Origin of the sequence: Dendrosporobacter sp. 1207_IL3150 (genome assembly GCF_036763085.1) — a bacterium.
GTDB lineage: Bacteria > Bacillota > Negativicutes > DSM-1736 > Dendrosporobacteraceae > JBAIYU01.
On sequence record NZ_JBAIYU010000031.1, the window covers coordinates 44,270 to 60,108 of the forward strand.

At 36.9% G+C, this 15,839-nt stretch carries 19 protein-coding genes; 17 read left to right on the plus strand and 2 right to left on the minus strand.

Annotated elements, in window-relative coordinates; genetic code table 11:
* Positions 1-215 precede the first annotated feature (215 nt).
* From V6C17_RS14295 to V6C17_RS14350, 12 genes are all read left to right on the plus strand, one after another.
* A complete protein-coding gene (locus tag V6C17_RS14295) occupies positions 216-1,148 on the plus strand; it encodes a DUF362 domain-containing protein (RefSeq protein ID WP_333523252.1) in 933 nt (310 codons plus the stop codon).
* A gap of 2 nt (positions 1,149-1,150) precedes the next feature.
* The gene (locus V6C17_RS14300; protein ID WP_333523253.1) at positions 1,151-2,476 is read left to right on the plus strand and encodes a 4Fe-4S dicluster domain-containing protein; all 1,326 of its coding nucleotides are present in this window, start codon (positions 1,151-1,153) and stop codon (positions 2,474-2,476) included.
* Positions 2,466-2,996 carry a hypothetical protein gene (locus tag V6C17_RS14305; RefSeq protein WP_333523254.1) on the plus strand — a complete coding sequence of 177 codons (531 nt, stop codon included), beginning with the start codon at positions 2,466-2,468 and terminating at the stop codon, positions 2,994-2,996. Before V6C17_RS14300 ends, V6C17_RS14305 begins: the two co-directional genes overlap by 11 nt.
* 110 nt (positions 2,997-3,106) lie before the next feature.
* Positions 3,107-3,766 carry a GntR family transcriptional regulator gene (locus tag V6C17_RS14310; RefSeq protein ID WP_333523255.1) on the plus strand — a complete coding sequence of 220 codons (660 nt, stop codon included), beginning with the start codon at positions 3,107-3,109 and terminating at the stop codon, positions 3,764-3,766.
* Between the two features lie 47 nt (positions 3,767-3,813).
* Entirely contained in the window at positions 3,814-4,767 is a 954-nt protein-coding gene (locus V6C17_RS14315; protein WP_333523256.1) for a DMT family transporter, read from the plus strand.
* A gap of 134 nt (positions 4,768-4,901) precedes the next feature.
* Positions 4,902-5,963: a hypothetical protein gene (locus V6C17_RS14320; protein ID WP_333523257.1), complete on the plus strand. Its 1,062-nt coding sequence runs from the start codon at positions 4,902-4,904 to the stop codon at positions 5,961-5,963.
* 188 nt (positions 5,964-6,151) lie between these two features.
* The gene (locus tag V6C17_RS14325; RefSeq protein ID WP_333523258.1) at positions 6,152-6,859 is read left to right on the plus strand and encodes an alpha/beta fold hydrolase; all 708 of its coding nucleotides are present in this window, start codon (positions 6,152-6,154) and stop codon (positions 6,857-6,859) included.
* Entirely contained in the window at positions 6,859-7,656 is a 798-nt protein-coding gene (gene bioC / locus V6C17_RS14330) for a malonyl-ACP O-methyltransferase BioC (protein WP_333523259.1), read from the plus strand. Before V6C17_RS14325 ends, bioC begins: the two co-directional genes overlap by 1 nt.
* A gap of 138 nt (positions 7,657-7,794) precedes the next feature.
* Positions 7,795-8,151, plus strand: a complete 357-nt coding sequence (locus V6C17_RS14335) for a hypothetical protein (protein WP_333523260.1) — start codon at positions 7,795-7,797, stop codon at positions 8,149-8,151.
* Positions 8,152-8,203: 52 nt separating this feature from the next.
* Complete coding sequence (locus V6C17_RS14340) at positions 8,204-8,707, plus strand: HD domain-containing protein (RefSeq protein WP_333523261.1); 504 nt, start codon at positions 8,204-8,206, stop codon at positions 8,705-8,707.
* Between the two features lie 193 nt (positions 8,708-8,900).
* Complete coding sequence (locus tag V6C17_RS14345) at positions 8,901-9,404, plus strand: ferritin family protein (RefSeq protein WP_333523262.1); 504 nt, start codon at positions 8,901-8,903, stop codon at positions 9,402-9,404.
* A gap of 94 nt (positions 9,405-9,498) precedes the next feature.
* Complete coding sequence (locus V6C17_RS14350; protein ID WP_333523263.1) at positions 9,499-9,930, plus strand: VOC family protein; 432 nt, start codon at positions 9,499-9,501, stop codon at positions 9,928-9,930.
* 78 nt (positions 9,931-10,008) lie between these two features.
* Here V6C17_RS14350 and V6C17_RS14355 read toward each other — a convergent pair whose 3' ends face one another.
* Positions 10,009-10,422, minus strand: a complete 414-nt coding sequence (locus tag V6C17_RS14355) for an Lrp/AsnC family transcriptional regulator (protein WP_333523264.1) — start codon at positions 10,420-10,422, stop codon at positions 10,009-10,011.
* 125 nt (positions 10,423-10,547) lie between these two features.
* Between V6C17_RS14355 and V6C17_RS14360 the strand changes: the two genes are divergently transcribed.
* From V6C17_RS14360 to V6C17_RS14380, 5 genes are all read left to right on the plus strand, one after another.
* Positions 10,548-11,099, plus strand: a complete 552-nt coding sequence (locus tag V6C17_RS14360) for a cysteine hydrolase family protein (RefSeq protein ID WP_333523265.1) — start codon at positions 10,548-10,550, stop codon at positions 11,097-11,099.
* A 2-nt stretch (positions 11,100-11,101) separates the two neighbouring features.
* Positions 11,102-11,647, plus strand: a complete 546-nt coding sequence (locus V6C17_RS14365) for a hypothetical protein (RefSeq protein ID WP_333523266.1) — start codon at positions 11,102-11,104, stop codon at positions 11,645-11,647.
* Positions 11,637-12,716 (plus strand): peptidoglycan recognition protein family protein, encoded by a 1,080-nt coding sequence (locus tag V6C17_RS14370; RefSeq protein ID WP_333523267.1) that lies wholly within the window; start codon positions 11,637-11,639, stop codon positions 12,714-12,716. The genes V6C17_RS14365 and V6C17_RS14370 overlap by 11 nt, the downstream gene beginning before the upstream one ends.
* A 165-nt stretch (positions 12,717-12,881) precedes the next feature.
* The gene (locus V6C17_RS14375; RefSeq protein WP_333523268.1) at positions 12,882-13,754 is read left to right on the plus strand and encodes an AraC family transcriptional regulator; all 873 of its coding nucleotides are present in this window, start codon (positions 12,882-12,884) and stop codon (positions 13,752-13,754) included.
* A gap of 185 nt (positions 13,755-13,939) precedes the next feature.
* Positions 13,940-14,518, plus strand: coding sequence for a hypothetical protein (locus V6C17_RS14380; RefSeq protein ID WP_333523269.1), 579 nt, complete (start codon positions 13,940-13,942; stop codon positions 14,516-14,518).
* Positions 14,519-14,561: 43 nt separating this feature from the next.
* Here the strand turns inward: V6C17_RS14380 and rsgA are convergent, their stop codons facing one another.
* Positions 14,562-15,641, minus strand: a complete 1,080-nt coding sequence (rsgA, locus tag V6C17_RS14385) for a ribosome small subunit-dependent GTPase A (RefSeq protein WP_333523270.1) — start codon at positions 15,639-15,641, stop codon at positions 14,562-14,564.
* Positions 15,642-15,839 lie beyond the last annotated feature (198 nt).

Consider the following 15,839-nt stretch of genomic DNA (forward strand, 5'->3'; position numbering starts at 1 on the left):
AGGGTAAGTGGTTAGCGACTTGTACTGTCGCTAGAGGCTCGCGTAACCGTGGTTTAGTTATTAAAAAAATCAACGATACTGCGAACCAAACAGAAGGCTAAATCGTATATCAGATGAGAGTTTTTTTTAAAAAATATATGAGGGGGCGAACTTGTATCGAATAGCTAGGTTGGTGTTTTTAATAAGCATAAATAACCTTAGTGAGGAGACTTTTTATGGATAGAAGAGAGTTCATAAAGATTGCAACTTATGCAAGTATTAGCACCTTAGTGCTTCCAGGGTGTAGTTCTCAGAAGCCATTAACCCAGCAAACATCAGAACTCCAGACAAAGCAAGCTGCATCTGGCACTGTAGGAGAATTGATTATAGTAGAAGGTAATGAGCCAGAGCAATTACTAAAGCGTGGCTTTGATACTTTGGGGGGGATTGAGAACTTTATAAAAAAGGGTAATACAGTTGTGATCAAAGCAAACTTCAGTGTTCCTAGATTACCAGAAGAAGGGTGTACAACTAACCCTAATCTTGTAGCGGGATTAGTTAAAATGTGCAAGGCAGCTGGAGCTAAAGAAGTAAAAGTTATTGACCATCCCTTTAACAACCCAATTATTTGTTTAGAAAAGAGTGGTATAAAAAAGGCTGTAACAGAGGTAGGAGGAACAGTCTATGCGCTTAATAGCAGTCTTGAACGATATTTCGGTACAGCAAAAGTTAATGGAAAGGCACTATGGGAAATTGATTATTCAAAGGATGTTTTAGAAGCAGATGTCTTTATAAATATGCCGATACTCAAACACAATTACGCTACCGATGTTTCAATAGGACTAAAGAACTTAATGGGATTAGTGTGGGATCGTGGATATTTTCATAAGAGTGATCTTCATCTATGCATCGCTGAGTTAGCAGCCTTTAAGAAACCTAATCTTACTATAATTGATGCCATTAGAGGAATAACTTCAAATGGCCCGACAGGCCCTGGCCCAGTTAAAGATTATAACCAGATTATTTTTAGTACCGATCCGGTCGCGGCTGACGCTTATGCATCAACCCTCTTTGGTAAAAAGCCAGCAAAAGTTGATTACATACGTCTTGCTGCCGAATTAGGAGTTGGGCAGTTAGATTGGGAAAAATTGAATGTGAAAAGAGTTTAAATATGAAGCTATCCGTAATTCGGATTTTGCATCGTTTTTTACCCGTATCAATATTTGTAATAACTATAATCGTATTTTGGAGACACCAATATCCCTTACCATCAGACGCCGTACTTCTGCTGTGGTTTTCTCGATTAGACCCGTTATTGCTATTAGCGGAATGGCGAAATACTGGAAGTTTACCGGAATGGTTTTGGCTTCCCCTGATTTTAATAGGGATAACAATGCTATTTGGGCGATTATTCTGTGGATGGATATGTCCGGTAGGTGGTCTGCTAGCCCAAATTCCCAGCCGCCAACATAATATAGACTTACTTTATAAGGGGCGTTATATATGGTTAGCTTTAGTGCTACTAGTATTAATATCTGGCAGTAACTGGGCGCTCATTTTAACTCCATTTCACATATTTACTGAAGAGTTTACTAGAATGTGGCAGGGTAAAATACCGTGGGTATTGGGTGGAATGCTGTTAACAAGTACCCTTTTCTACCCTCGATTTTGGTGTAATAATATTTGTCCGACTGGGCTCTTGCTAGCATCGTTGTCACGTATACGATTATTTAGATTGTTTGTTAATAATGAATGTTCAAATTGTATGGTCTGCACAAAAGGCTGTCATTCAGTTGCGATTAATCCCTCAGAAAGAACAATATCTGAGGATTGTATGCTATGTTTACGCTGCATGCGGAATTGTCCAAAAGGTGAAATAAAATTGAGTAGGTTAGAAAAGGCCAAGGTTACTAGCTATGAAATGATGTTATCGCGTCGGCAGTTTTTTAAGGGAGGTGTTGTGCTTACGGTCGCAGGGGCTACCTGGCCGTTGCTTACGTCTGCATCATCAATAGGCGTTATACGTCCACCGGGAGCTGTTCCAGAGACTGAATTTTTGATGCTTTGCAGCCGATGTGGCCGCTGTCTTAAAGTTTGCCCGGCGGAGTGTCTAGTTCCAATGCCGATTGAATATGGATTTACTGCTTTCCTTACACCTAGAATAATACCTCGTCAAGCAAAGTGTGAATTATGTATGCTATGCCAGGAGGTGTGTCCAACTGGAGCAATAAATAAGGTGCCTTTAGAAAAGGTGAAGATGGGTACAGCGTATTTAGATAATAAAAAATGCTTAGTGTATACTGAGCAAAAAATTTGCCTATTATGTCGAGAACAGTGTCCCGCCCATGCTATTGAGGTAGATGATCGAGATAGACCCTACGTTAATAGCAATTTATGCCTGGGTTGCGGCGGCTGTGAAAAGGGCTGTCCGCTAAGTGAAGCGGCAATTGTTGTTCAACCTAATAAAGATAGTTGGAGGTATAAAGATGAGAATTAGGATTTTAGCTATTACAATTATAATGGTTTTCGTAGTTTTTTTATCAATAAGCTCAACGGTGGCGCTAGCTAAATCTTTCCAAAGGCTAGAAGTGGAAGCAACAAGCTGCCCTGTTAATTCGCATTGGCTGGCAGCTGGTGATGAAGCTGGTCATAGTATTGGAATTCAACAGCGTCAGGGAGATTCTAAATTTAGTGACGGTACAACTGCTAAATATACAACAGTATCAACAATCGATTTTCGTCGGGGAAAGGGAGGAACTTCTACGGGCTATTCTAAATTTACCTTTGAGGACGGCTCTTTAATTATATTTTCCTGGAAGGCAAAAGTCACGATTGGTGAAGGTGGTCTTTCATACAATGAGGGACAGGGTAAAATAATAAAAGGCGCTGGACGTTTCGAGGGAATTGAAGGAAGTTCTGTTTTTGCAGGAAGACAGTTAAAAACTTTGGCGGAAGACCCTAAGGGGACGGCGTTACAAAATGCTACTATTACATTTAAGCTTCCGAGAAAAGATTAGCAATAGAGGTCGGCAAATTAATGCCGGCCTGTTTTTGCAAACACATATGTATATTGTATACTTTCGAAAATATAATATTTTAATCAATCAAGTGATGATATATTTAATTTATGATAAATTTTAAAATTGATAGCAAGTTAAAGTATCAGACCATTCCCAATATGGTTACCGATGTTCTGCGTGAGGCTATATTAAATGGCGAATTAAAGGGCGGTCAGCAATTAAAACAGGATGAGTTAGGTGGTATTCTACATGTCAGCTTAAGTCCTGTGAGAGAAGCTCTCAAAAATTTGGAAGCGGAAGGTTTAGTAAAATTTTATCCTAACCGTGGTGCTGTAGTTACTGATTTGTCATCTGACGAAGCCCAAGAAATATTTGAAATTAGGTTATTTCTTGAGAGTGGTGCTCTGGAACTCTCTATTCCAAAGCTTACTGAGACTGACTTCACTAAAGCAAAACAACTGCTAGCAAAAACAGATAATGAAAAATCGCATGCTAAATTAGGGGAACTTAATTGGCGTTTTCATGAAGCTCTCTATCAAGGAGCACAAAAGCCGCGACTTATGAAACTAATTAATGTTATGCACAACAACGTAGAGCGTTATATGCGTTTATATCTCATAACTTTGAATTTCCAAGCGCAATCTCATATAGAGCATTATGCTTTATTAGAAGCATGTATAAATCGAGACATAGAGAAAGCTCAAATGGTACTTCGGAAACATATGGAAGCAGCGAGCAAAAGTCTAATTACATATTTGGAAAAGTGATATAAAAGCGTGTATCTGCTAATTTTCAGGTAAAGAGAGGTGGTATTTTGCAAGTAATATTTATCGGTATTTTGGCTTCATTATTTTTCGCATCCACTTTTGTTTTAAACCGGGCAATGGAGTTAGCTGGCGGTAGTTGGATTTGGAGTGCTTCGCTCCGATATCTGTTAACATTACCCTTCTTATTGTTGATTGTAGCAATGCGTAAGAATATGGGGTTGCTAATCCATGAGCTAAGATCAAACTTATCCGAGTGGTTAATTTGGAGTACAATAGGGTTTGGTTTTTTCTATGCCCCAATATGCTTCGCTGCTGCATATGGCCCAGCTTGGCTAGTAGCAGGAAGCTGGCAGATTACAATTGTTGCTGGCTCATTGCTTGTACCCTTGATATATAGAAGTTCAGAAACCACAAATGGCGTACAAAAGATACCACTTAGAGAGTTATTTATATCTATGTTTATTTTGTTTGGTGTACTTTTAATTCAGGTTAGAGATGATAGTAACTTAGTGATAAATGATCTTATTATAGGTATTTTGCCAGTTACTATCGCGGCTTTTGCCTATCCGCTCGGAAATCGAAAAATGATGGAAATCTGTGATGGTAGGCTGGATGTTTACCAGCGTGTGTTAGGGATGACAATAGCCAGCTTGCCATTTTGGTTAATATTATCTGCTTATGGTCTAACTACAGTAGGATTGCCAAAATTAGATCAGGTGCTGTCATCTTTTACAGTTGCAATATTTTCCGGAATTATCGCCACCGTACTATTTTTTTATGCTACTGATAAGGCGCAAAATAACCCACAAACTCTAGCCATGGTAGAAGCCACGCAGGCTGGCGAGATTATATTTACTATTATCGGCGAGATGATTTTTTTAGCAGGTATAGCACCAGCAGGCTGGTCATTAGTAGGCATTATGATTGTTTTTATTGGAATGATAGCGCACAGCTTTAATTTTAAAAGAAGTAACCTTACTTGCCCCGAAAATTCGGGTTAGTAAGGTTACTTCTTTTAATAGAATAAATTTGTTTAATTGGTAATTATTTTAACTATTTCAAAAGTTATTCTAAAAATAGTACGTCATAATACAAACATAGGTTCACGAATTAATTAAAGGATGGTGTGTGTATTATGAATAAAAACAAAAAATGGCTTATCGCGCTTAGTGTTGCTACTATGATTACTGCTAATGGTCTGGTAATGGCTGCTACTTCTAATCAGCAAACAGCAGATGATAATAAACCTCGTCATACTTTTGCGGACAAAAGGGATTTCGGTAAGAGAGGCGACATGAAAGCATTCCATGCTGATAAAACTGAATTGCTTAAGCTGCTTAAGATAGATGAGCAGACTTTTAAAGATGAAATTAAAGCAGGAAAAACCTTAGTGAATATTGCTAATGACCACGGTGTTTCAGAGTCAGAACTCAAAAGCTTTATGATTGAAAAAATGACCAATCGCATTAATGAATCCGTGAATTCCGGAAGATTAACTGCAGATAAAGCTGATAAAATGAAAGCTGATATGGATAAAAGAGTAACTGATATGATTAACGGCAAAGGACCAATGCATGGCCAACGCCCAATGCACGGTAAAATGTTGTTTGAAAACACAAAACTACTTGAATTATTAAAGGTTGATGCCCAAACGCTTAAAAGCGAAATGAAGGCAGGTAAGACATTAGTTACTATTGCTAAAGAGCATGGTGTTTCTGAAAAGAAACTTAAAGACTTTATGGTTAAGCAAATGAAGCAGCATATTGAAGAAGGCGTAAAAGCTGGTAGAATATCTGATGAGCAAGCTAAAAAAATGAAAACCGATATGGATAAAAAAGTATCGGATATGATAAATGGCAAAGGAATGATGAATCCTGGACATCGCCCAATGCATGGTAAGATGATGATGGAAAATCCAAAGCTGCTTGAGTTACTAAATATTGATGCTGACACATTAAAAAGTGAAATGAAAGCAGGAAAAACGCTTGCAGCGATAGCGAAAGAACACGGAGTATCAGAGCAAAATCTGAAAGCATTTATGGTTAAGCAAATGAGCGAGCGTCTTGATGAAGGTTTAAAATCAGGTAAAATAACAGCAGAGAGAGCTGAAAAAGCAAAAGCTAATCTTGAACAGAATGTAGAAAAAATGATTAATAGTAAAGGCTTTGAACGGGCCCATAAGCAAGCACAAAAATAATTATAAATAACCAGAGAGCTATACTTATATTACATGAGTATAGCTCTTTTTTACGTGCTTAGTAACCAAATTAGGATATTTTGAATCTGTACTGGAAAGAGTTTGATTTTTATGCTAAGTATACTATAATATAATCGTTAACTATACGTGATTAATTGGTTAACGATTATATTATTAGGGAGCGTTTTATGCTATTTTTAATTCATGGTTGGGCAGCTAATGCTGATATTTGGCCTAGTTGGTTAAAAACAGATGGTACATATATTTATCAATCACCAATTTTTCCTGAATACAAACACCTGGAGGAAGAGTTTCTCAGAGTATATAGAAGCTGTTCTAATAAGCTCACTCTCGTAGGATGGTCGCTTGGAGGTATGCTGTCACTGCAGCTAGCAGCTAACCATCCCCAAAAAGTTGAAAGAGTTATATTAATTTCATCAACCCCACGGTTTACGCTAAGTGAGGGTTATTGCGCTGGTTTACCAGCGAGCATTGTAAAAAATCTCTCTCGTAAACTATCATATAAAAAACAACGAACGTTACTAGAGTTTTATAAAATAATGTTTTCCCCATATGAAGAAGATTTTCTAAAGAATTTCATCCAGAATATGTTTCCAAAGCTAACGGATATTGAGCTAATTTCGTTGCAAAACGGGCTTAGCTATTTGTTGGAAGTCGATTTGCGAGAGCTACTGCCCCGTGTAAAAACAGCCTGCAGCATAATTCACGGTACCGAGGATGTTATTTGCCCACCTGAGGCGGCCAACTACTTGAAGGAACAATTACCTAATTCGACACTTACAGTAATACAAGGAGCGGGGCATATTCCTTTTATAACTAGGCCAGATATAGTAGAGCAAGTGCTGTTTAATAACAGTTCAAAGGAGAATTGTTGATGCTTAACAAACAACAAGTCAATATACACTTTAGCAGGAATGCGCAATACTATGATGAATACGCTGTAGTACAAAAGCAAATGGCTCACAATTTAATAGATATGGTAAAGTTGGCTGGCGAGTTTCGATATATTCTTGAAATTGGCTGTGGAACAGGCTTTTTTACTCGACTTCTGGCTGAGCTGTACCCAAAAGCAAAGATAATTGCCACAGATATTTCTGAAGAAATGCTCAAAACTGCCGCTAATAATCTTAGGGCTTTTTCGAATATTGAATATAGAATTGAGGATGGTGAGCAGCTTAAACTTTCTGGGCAATTTGATCTTATTGTGTCAAATGCGGCATTTCAGTGGTTTACTGATTATCAGCTAGCATTTAAGCAATTTGACAATAGATTAGCGGCGGGCGGTTATCTGATGTATGGAACTTTTGGTAGAGATACTTTTTACGAATTAGATCAGTCATTTAAAGCGGCACAACTTTCAGTTGGAATACCCCACCGTTTTTATCATGGTCCAAGATTGATTGAAATAGAAAGTTTAGAACATTTTGGTTGTGAATTAAGCCATTCGGTGTATTTGAAAGATGAACATGTTAAACAAAATTTCGCAAGTGTAAAAGAATTTTTAAGGTCGGTCAAAAAAGTTGGAGCCAATAATGCTAATAATAGCAAAAGCATGATAATTAACCGACAGTTTATGCTTTCAATGATTAATCACTATGAGAAGAATTTTAATCATAAAGGCAAAGTCCAAGCGACGTATCATGTTATATATGGGAGCCATCAAAAGAAGTAATTATTCATTATCTGGATAAACTAAAGCTGCATGTTTTATAGTTAATCTTTGCGGAGCTCCTAAAGGTTTGGTAAATATCAGGTAATTTATTGAATATAGACACGAGAATGAATATCAAAAACCTGGTGAGGTGATAGTTTGGGGAGAAAAGTATACTTCGGCGAACAAGAATTGTCCCTCAGACTCACAGGGCTATTAAGCTTTTTTGCTTTAAAGCGAGAAGTGAGGATACCCTATAAAGCTATTAAAAATGTTTATGTTGACTATTTTAAACCTCCAAGATGGATGCTTAAAATGCCAGGAACAGCAATATCTACGCTCAATATTTATGAAGGAACCTTTAGATATGCTGGCGTGTGGTACTTTTTATCCTTTGAACACAAGGTTCCGCTTTTAAATTTGGAATTAGGCGGAACTAGCAAATATAAATATGTAATTTTTGAGATTGAAAAACCGCAAGAGGTTTTGTTAGAAATACAAAGAAGATTACGATAGGGATTACTATCATACTTGTAAAGCATAGTCTGAGTCTTAAAAGGAGAATTAGGTGGATAAATTAATACTTATTAATAAAATGAAAGAGATTTTTTGTAAAGTTCCTTACGGTGTTGAGCATACATTACGGGTGCTAGCTTATGCTGAGGAAATTATGCAATATGAAAATATTACTCAGTATCAAAGAGAAGTAATAACGATTACGGCGATAATGCACGATATAGGAGCCATAGAAGCCTTACGAAAATACGGTGATATGGGCGGGGAACATCAAGAAATAGAAGGGCCTAATGTTGCCCGGAGAATACTCAAAGAACTACGATTGAATCCCGAACTTATTGAGAGAGTCTGCTTTATTATAGGCAATCATCACACACCATCAAAGATTGATGGTATCGATTTTCAAATACAATGGGAAGCGGATCTAATAGATAATATAAAGTATACAAATACTCACAAGGATACCGAAAGTTTGCTTCAATTAATTAAAGACAACGTTAAGACGAGCACCGGTACGAATATTGCGTATCGTGAACTCATGGTTTCTAGGCTTTAAGCTTGTATTTAGTTTTAGATATTGTAAAACCCTACAGTCCAAAATACTGTAGGGTTTGTTATTTTAATCATTAGATAGTTACATGAATTACTTTAATAAATACTTTCGGATAGATATTACTTAAAAAGGAGGGATATTGGTTGAAATGTATAATAATTTAGTTATAAATCCTTTAACTTAGGAGGTTTTAACTATGAATATTTTTGAGTACGCATTAAAAATGGAATTAGATGGTGAAAAATTCTACAAGGATCTCGCTGAAAAGGCAATGTGTAAGGATTTAAAAGTTGTGCTAGAAGGCCTTGCAGAAGATGAAAGGCGTCATTACAAGATTATACAATCAGCTCAAAGTAGCAATTTTAACCTCAGTGAAGAGCACCGTTTTTTAGACACAATTCAAAACGTTTTTGCAAATAAGCAAGACTTCGTCTTACATAATCAAGAAGCTTTAATTAAACTCAAATACGAACAAATTGATGTATATAAAGGCGCATTACTAAAAGAGCAAGAAAGTGTAGAACTTTATAAAAAATTAGCCGGTAGTCTAGCTTTGCCTGAGGAGAAAGCAATTTGTGAAAAGCTAATGCAAGAAGAAATAAAGCATACTGAGATACTTGAAGATATTATACAGATGTTAAACCACGTAAATGATTGGGTTGAGGCAGCAGAGTTCAATCATAAAGATAATAGTTATTAATTAATAGATTACCTAAAACCGGCTTAGCAGAATGCTTAAGTCGGTTTTTTGGTAAACTATCGAAGATAAAGCTAAGTGTGAAGGAGCGAGTTAAATGGCTGTTGAAGCTTATATTAGTTTTAATGGAAACTGCCGTGAAGCTGTAGAATTTTATACCCAGGTTTTTAATGCTGAGAAGCCTCAGATTATGACCTATGGTCAAATGCCGCCAGACCCCAATTTTACCGTTCCAGAGGATGCTAAAAATTTAATAGTGCATACCCGACTAACAATTAGCGGCAGTAATGTTATGTTTTCCGATGTGCCTCCAGGCATGGGACAAGAACACGTTAGAGGAAACAACATAAGTTTGACAATAGTAACTACCAATATTGATGAAATCAAAACCTATTATGAAAAACTAAAACAAGGTGGAACTATACTCATGGAGCTCCAAGAAACATTTTGGAGCAAATGTTATGGCTATGTAATTGATAAATTCGGAATTCATTGGCAGCTTAGCCATGATGGTGGACAAAGAGCATAGTTGCGTGATATAGACTAATATGAGTATAAAAGCAACCTCGTCCCTAATTAGCTGGGGCGGGGTTGCTTTATTTTGGTCCTATTTAATCTTTCCAATGGCTATACTTACCCGATAATTTCCATACTTCAAAATTTGATCTAAAAAAAGATTAAGCTCTTCCTGGGAATCAACCATGATTTTAAGTAGGTAGCAGCCGTCCCCGCTGATTCTGCTGGCGTCTATTACACAATCATTATTCTTTAAGAAGGTATGGAAGATATTATGATCATTTGTCTTCATAAAAACTGTTACATGTGCCGAAATTTTTTTTTCAGACAAGTGCTCATCAAGTAAGACTGTATAACCTCTTATTATACCTAAACGTTCCATTCTTGAGATGCGATTTGAAACTGCCTGACCTGTGAGATGAACAAGTTCACCGATATCTCGGTATTGAATTTTGCAATTCTTCTTTAATATTTTTATTATTTCTAAATCAATATTATCAAGCATTTATAAAATCCTTTCATGGGGAAATTAGTTAAGCGCAATTTCTTTCGCGGCTCAAGGCCTTGTGCCTATATAATTATTATAACAAAGGATTTTTATAGATAATATGGAATTGTGGAGGTAGTGATATGAAAAGAGCATTATTGGTAATCGACGTGCAAAATGAGTACTTTACTGGGAAAATGCCGATTACTTATCCGTTAGGAAGCTTTGAACGAATTCTCAAGGCTGTTGATGCAGCTAACAATAGTAACGTTCCTGTCATATTTATAAGACATGAAGCACCTCAAAAAGACTCTGCCGCTTTTGCGAGGGGCAGCAGCGGATGGGAAATTCATGAGGAGCTATTAAAAAAAGAACGTTTATGTATCATTGATAAGAAGCTGCCTGGGAGCTTTACTGATACTGAATTAGAAAATCTCCTAAGGCAATTTGGGGTAGATACAGTTACTATTTGTGGGTATATGACTCAAATGTGCTGTGATACTACTGCGAGGCAGGCTGTACATCTAGGTTTCACAGTAGAATTTTTATCTGATGCAACAGGCACTTTGGATGTAGCCAACAGTGTCGGCAGGATATCGGCCCAAGAGCTTCACAAGGCTATTTTGATAACGCAGGCAATGCGATTTTCCAAAGTAATTACTACTGATGAATGGGTTCAGAGTATAGGCGTCTAAATATGAGTCAAGAAAATATGTTTTTGAGAGGTACCGATATGTCGATATACAACAGTTTGGTAGAAGAAACTATAGCCGTTAGTCAAAAGGAGGCATCCTTACGACAAGAATTTGAAGATTTTGTTTTCAAGTTAGTAAAAGGATTTAGTTTGTATATTGGTGCCCCTGAAAACAAGGTGAATCTAGTTAAGAACTCTAGTGAGAGAGTGAAAGAGATAATTTCTCTGTATCAAGCTGAAGAAGCTATAAGTTTAACTGATGACTTTAGTTGTGAGTTTCAGTTAGTCATACTTTATGACAGAGGCGGTATACAGGATTTGATTTTAGACGTCATTCCGCTGAAAGTTACTAAAGTGGGAACGTGTTATTATAAGCTGATAGTTAATGGAAAAGGTGAAAGTAGCATTAAAACGGATATTAATTTTAACAGGATCGTTTATGATTGCATTTGTGCTCAAGTAAGCGAGCAAAAACGGCGGATAGCAGAGCAGCTAGATAGGCTACTGACAGCTGAAAAATATGCTAGAGGAGATACAAATGCAGACTAATTCGACTTTGCACAATATTATTTGCACCGCTAAGCCGTTGGCTGTTCGAATGTTAGTACAAGTGTTATTGATACTAAGCATTTCTTCACCGGTATTGGCAAATATCGGTGATAGCAGAAGCGATATTGACAAACAATCAGGTGAAGAATATCTTATACAAACTGAAGATAGGCGGATATGGTTAAAAGATGAGTATAGGTCAGGTGATTTAGGTAAAGTACGGTCCTATGGATATTTAAGTAATATTGATGGATTTAAGGCGACTCGATGGATTGAATACGATAATCAAGAGAGAGTTATTAAGGAGACCGTTTTATTTGATAAAGCAATTCAACTTAGAGAATATAAGAAATATTATAGAAATATCTATGAAGCAATAGCAGACGAACAGTTATATAGAATAAAATTTTATTCTGGTGATCGGTTAGGGGCGTTAGTTCCGGTATCTAATCAAAATTTAAACGAAATTCAGTTTTTCGTAGCACCCGATAGTACAAAAATTAATATGCACTCGCTGATTAGCGGGTTTGAAATTAAAGAAACAACAACTCAAAGGATAAAAGATAATCTAGCTGATAATTCTTGGCAGATAACGGACAACTATTTTGAAGATAGATTATTGTTTTCTGAGAAGTTGTTACCAAGGGCTAAAACAGATATGATTGTTATTCATCATACGGCTAAAGATAGCATGTCAGTACCTGATATTCATGCCTACCATTTAACAAAGGGATGGGCGGGTATTGCATACCACCAGGTGATATTGCCAGATGGGACAATTCAGGATGGACGACCTGAAGAAACAATTGGTGCTCATGCTTTAGGTGCCAACCCTCGCAGTATAGGAATTGTAGTTGTTGGCAATTTTGAGAATAAGGCACCTTCGGCGATACAAATGGATACTCTTGTTAAATTAACTCTAAAATTTATGCACGAATATAATATCCCAGTAGAGCATGTTGTACCTCACCGTGAAGTGACCAAAGGAACAACCTGTCCTGGCAAGCAGTTTCCATGGAATGAGCTTATGAATGAATTGAAAGCTGGGATATTGGTCAATTCGAGATGACAAAATCCATGTCTATAGTTAGATAATATAAGTTTTAAGAGGCATTTGGTATGCCTCTTTTTATTTTTGTATATGACAAAGATTTTGGCAACCCTGCAGAATTGTGCACAAAATGTCGGATGATTTCAGGTCTTTTCTGTTAATCTATACACGAGGGGGATGCAAATGAATTTAATAAAAACAATGAATACAGCTTTAGAACATATTGAGAACAATCTTGATAATGAAATTGATCTTAAAGAAGTAGCAAAGTTGGCATTGTGTTCTGAATATCACTTCAAAAGAATGTTTGCTTTCCTTGCTGGTGTAACATTAAGTGAATATATCCGGCGTAGACGGCTTACCTTAGCCGCATTTGATCTTATTACTAGGAATGAACGAATAATTGATATTGCCATTAAGTATGGATATAGCTCACCGGATTCTTTTACCAGAGCTTTTCAAAATCTGCATGGTGTAACACCTTCGGAGGCTAGAAATAGTGGGAAAGCTTTGAAAGCATATCCGCGAATGACTTTTCAGTTAGCAATAAAAGGAGGAAAAGAAATGAACTATCGAATAGAGGAAATAGAGCAATTTTCTATTATTGGAATTAAGAAAAGAGTGCCTATTGTTTTTGAAGGTGTAAATCAAGAGATCGCTGCTATGTGGAAGAGTTTAAATGGGGATACGATTAGCCAGCTTAAACAGCTTTCTAACGTTGAACCACGTGGCTTGATAAGCGCATCTATAAACTTTTCTGAGGGACGGATGGAGGAGAAAGGAGAACTGGATCATTATATCGGGGTAGCAACAACTAAGGAATGCCCAGAAAACTTTTCAGAACTTAAAGTTCCGGCTTTAACATGGGCAGTATTTGAAGCAGTTGGACCTTTTCCTGAAACACTTCAAAATATTTGGGGACGGATTTATTCTGAATGGTTTCCCTCCTCGAACTATGAGTTGGAAGTAGGACCAGAGATATTATGGAATGAACATAAAGATGTATCATCTCCAACATACAGAAGTGAAATTTGGGTCCCTGTTGTGAAAAAATAGCTATATAAATTTAGCTAGCTAAATATTATATTATGACAAAAAATATAAGGAAAGCTTTATGCTTTCCTTATATTTCTTCGTAACAAGTATTTTAAATTAAATGTTCTTAAGCAAAACTAATTCAAAAGAAATTTTATTATGATATTTGGGTAAATTATTTAATTACAAACCTACGGAGGAATACTATGCGTATATTATTAATAATCGTAGCACTATGTGCATTTATTGTTATAGCAGGATGTGGATATCAAAAGGAAACTCCGCCTCCTAGTAAATCAGCGCCTGAGCAGCAAAATATTGTAAATACACAGAACCAAGATAACAAACGAGTTCAACCCAATAATCCTGCCGCTAATGATACTGCAACTAAAAATAAGTCTGCCGAAATATTTTACGGGCAGTGGGTAATAAAAAAAGTGGCAGCTTATGGACCTGTCGGAACTTATAGTAAAGAAGACGTTGAAAAGATAGTAGGCAAAAGACTAAGCTTTTCTAAAGAAAAAGCAAGCTGCTTTGGAGACGATATAAAGTATTTGAATGATGTCGTTGTTGCCCCGATCTATGAAAGGACTATAATTTCAAAAAGTGACTTTGCAACTGAAAATAGAAATCGCCCTACCTTTGAAGACCTTGGTATTAAAAATGATTCTGTTACTAGGATTAATGTCTCGGATTCTAAAAGTACGAGATGTGTTTTCTATATAAAAGATAATAGCACCTTAATTCTGTATGGCGGTGGGACATTTTTTGAACTTTCAAGATAAGATAAAGACCAAGCAATCTAGAACTAGATTGCTTGGTCTTTGCTTATCTTCGCTTATTCTTATTTTTAATGAAATCTCTTGCTTGTTTCATACCACCAACGCTGCTGAACATTCTTTCAATCTTTTCATGCTCAAGCTGTCGTGAGGTCATTCCCTGATAAGAAATTTCGTTTTGCAGTTTTTGATAGTTTCTAAGTCTTTCTGATGCAAGAGTGCCGCTTTTGATAGCGTCGTTTACTGCACAGCCTGGTTCGTTTTGATGAGCGCAGTCAGAAAAACGACAGTGTTGTGCTAGTTCATCTATGTCTGCGAAAGATTTAGACAAATCAGCAGATTCTAACTGCAATTCGCGCATACCAGGAGTATCTATGACGACTCCCCCTGTAGGAAGCAGAAACAACTGTCTATGTGTTGTAGTATGTCTGCCCTTATCAGCAATGCCAACTTCCCTTGTTGCAAGCAAGTTGTCGCCCAACAGACAATTTATAAGTGTGGACTTGCCAACCCCGGATGAACCAACGAAAGCTACAGACTTTCCATGGCGGAGGTACTTGTTGATATCAGTACATCCATTTTCATTCATGCTGGACGTTATTACTATATCTGTTCCTATAGCTGCCAAGGAGGTCTCCGCCAGTTTTGCTGGCAGGTCATCACAAAGGTCGGCTTTGGTTAGTACAACAACCGGTGAAGCTCCACTATCCCATGCTATTGCCAGGTATCGTTCCAAGCGGCGCAGATTAAAATTGTTATTTAAAGACATGCAGATAAAAACCGTATCGATATTTGCAGCAACAATTTGACTTTGACTCGAAGTCCCAGCACCCTTTCGCGCAAAGGCACTTTTGCGACAAAGTCTGCTGTGAATAATAGCGTTTCCGCCGTGGTTGTCAGTGCGATCAACTAAAACCCAATCACCTACAACTGGATAATCTAGATTGCTTTGAGCCATAAAGCCGAATTTACCGGAGACTTCAGCGCGTATTTCTCCGTTTTCAGTAAAAACTGTGTAATAATCTTTATATTGTATTGATACTCTTGCTATATATAATGTGGGATATATAGCAGCTTCTCGTTCTAATTCGTCAGTAAGTCCTAAGTCACGTAAATTTAAAGTTGTCAATTTGATTTCCTCCCGTAGTAAAAATAACAATAGAGGGAGGGCTTATAATACTATTTTAAAAGCTCCTCCCCATTAATACGGACTGAGCTTTCTGTTGTTTAAACATAATATCAACTCCTTTAATATTACTATATCACATTTTTAGTTTAATATTAACTAGAGCTTGGTAATCCATGTATAGATAATGTTTCTAAGTTT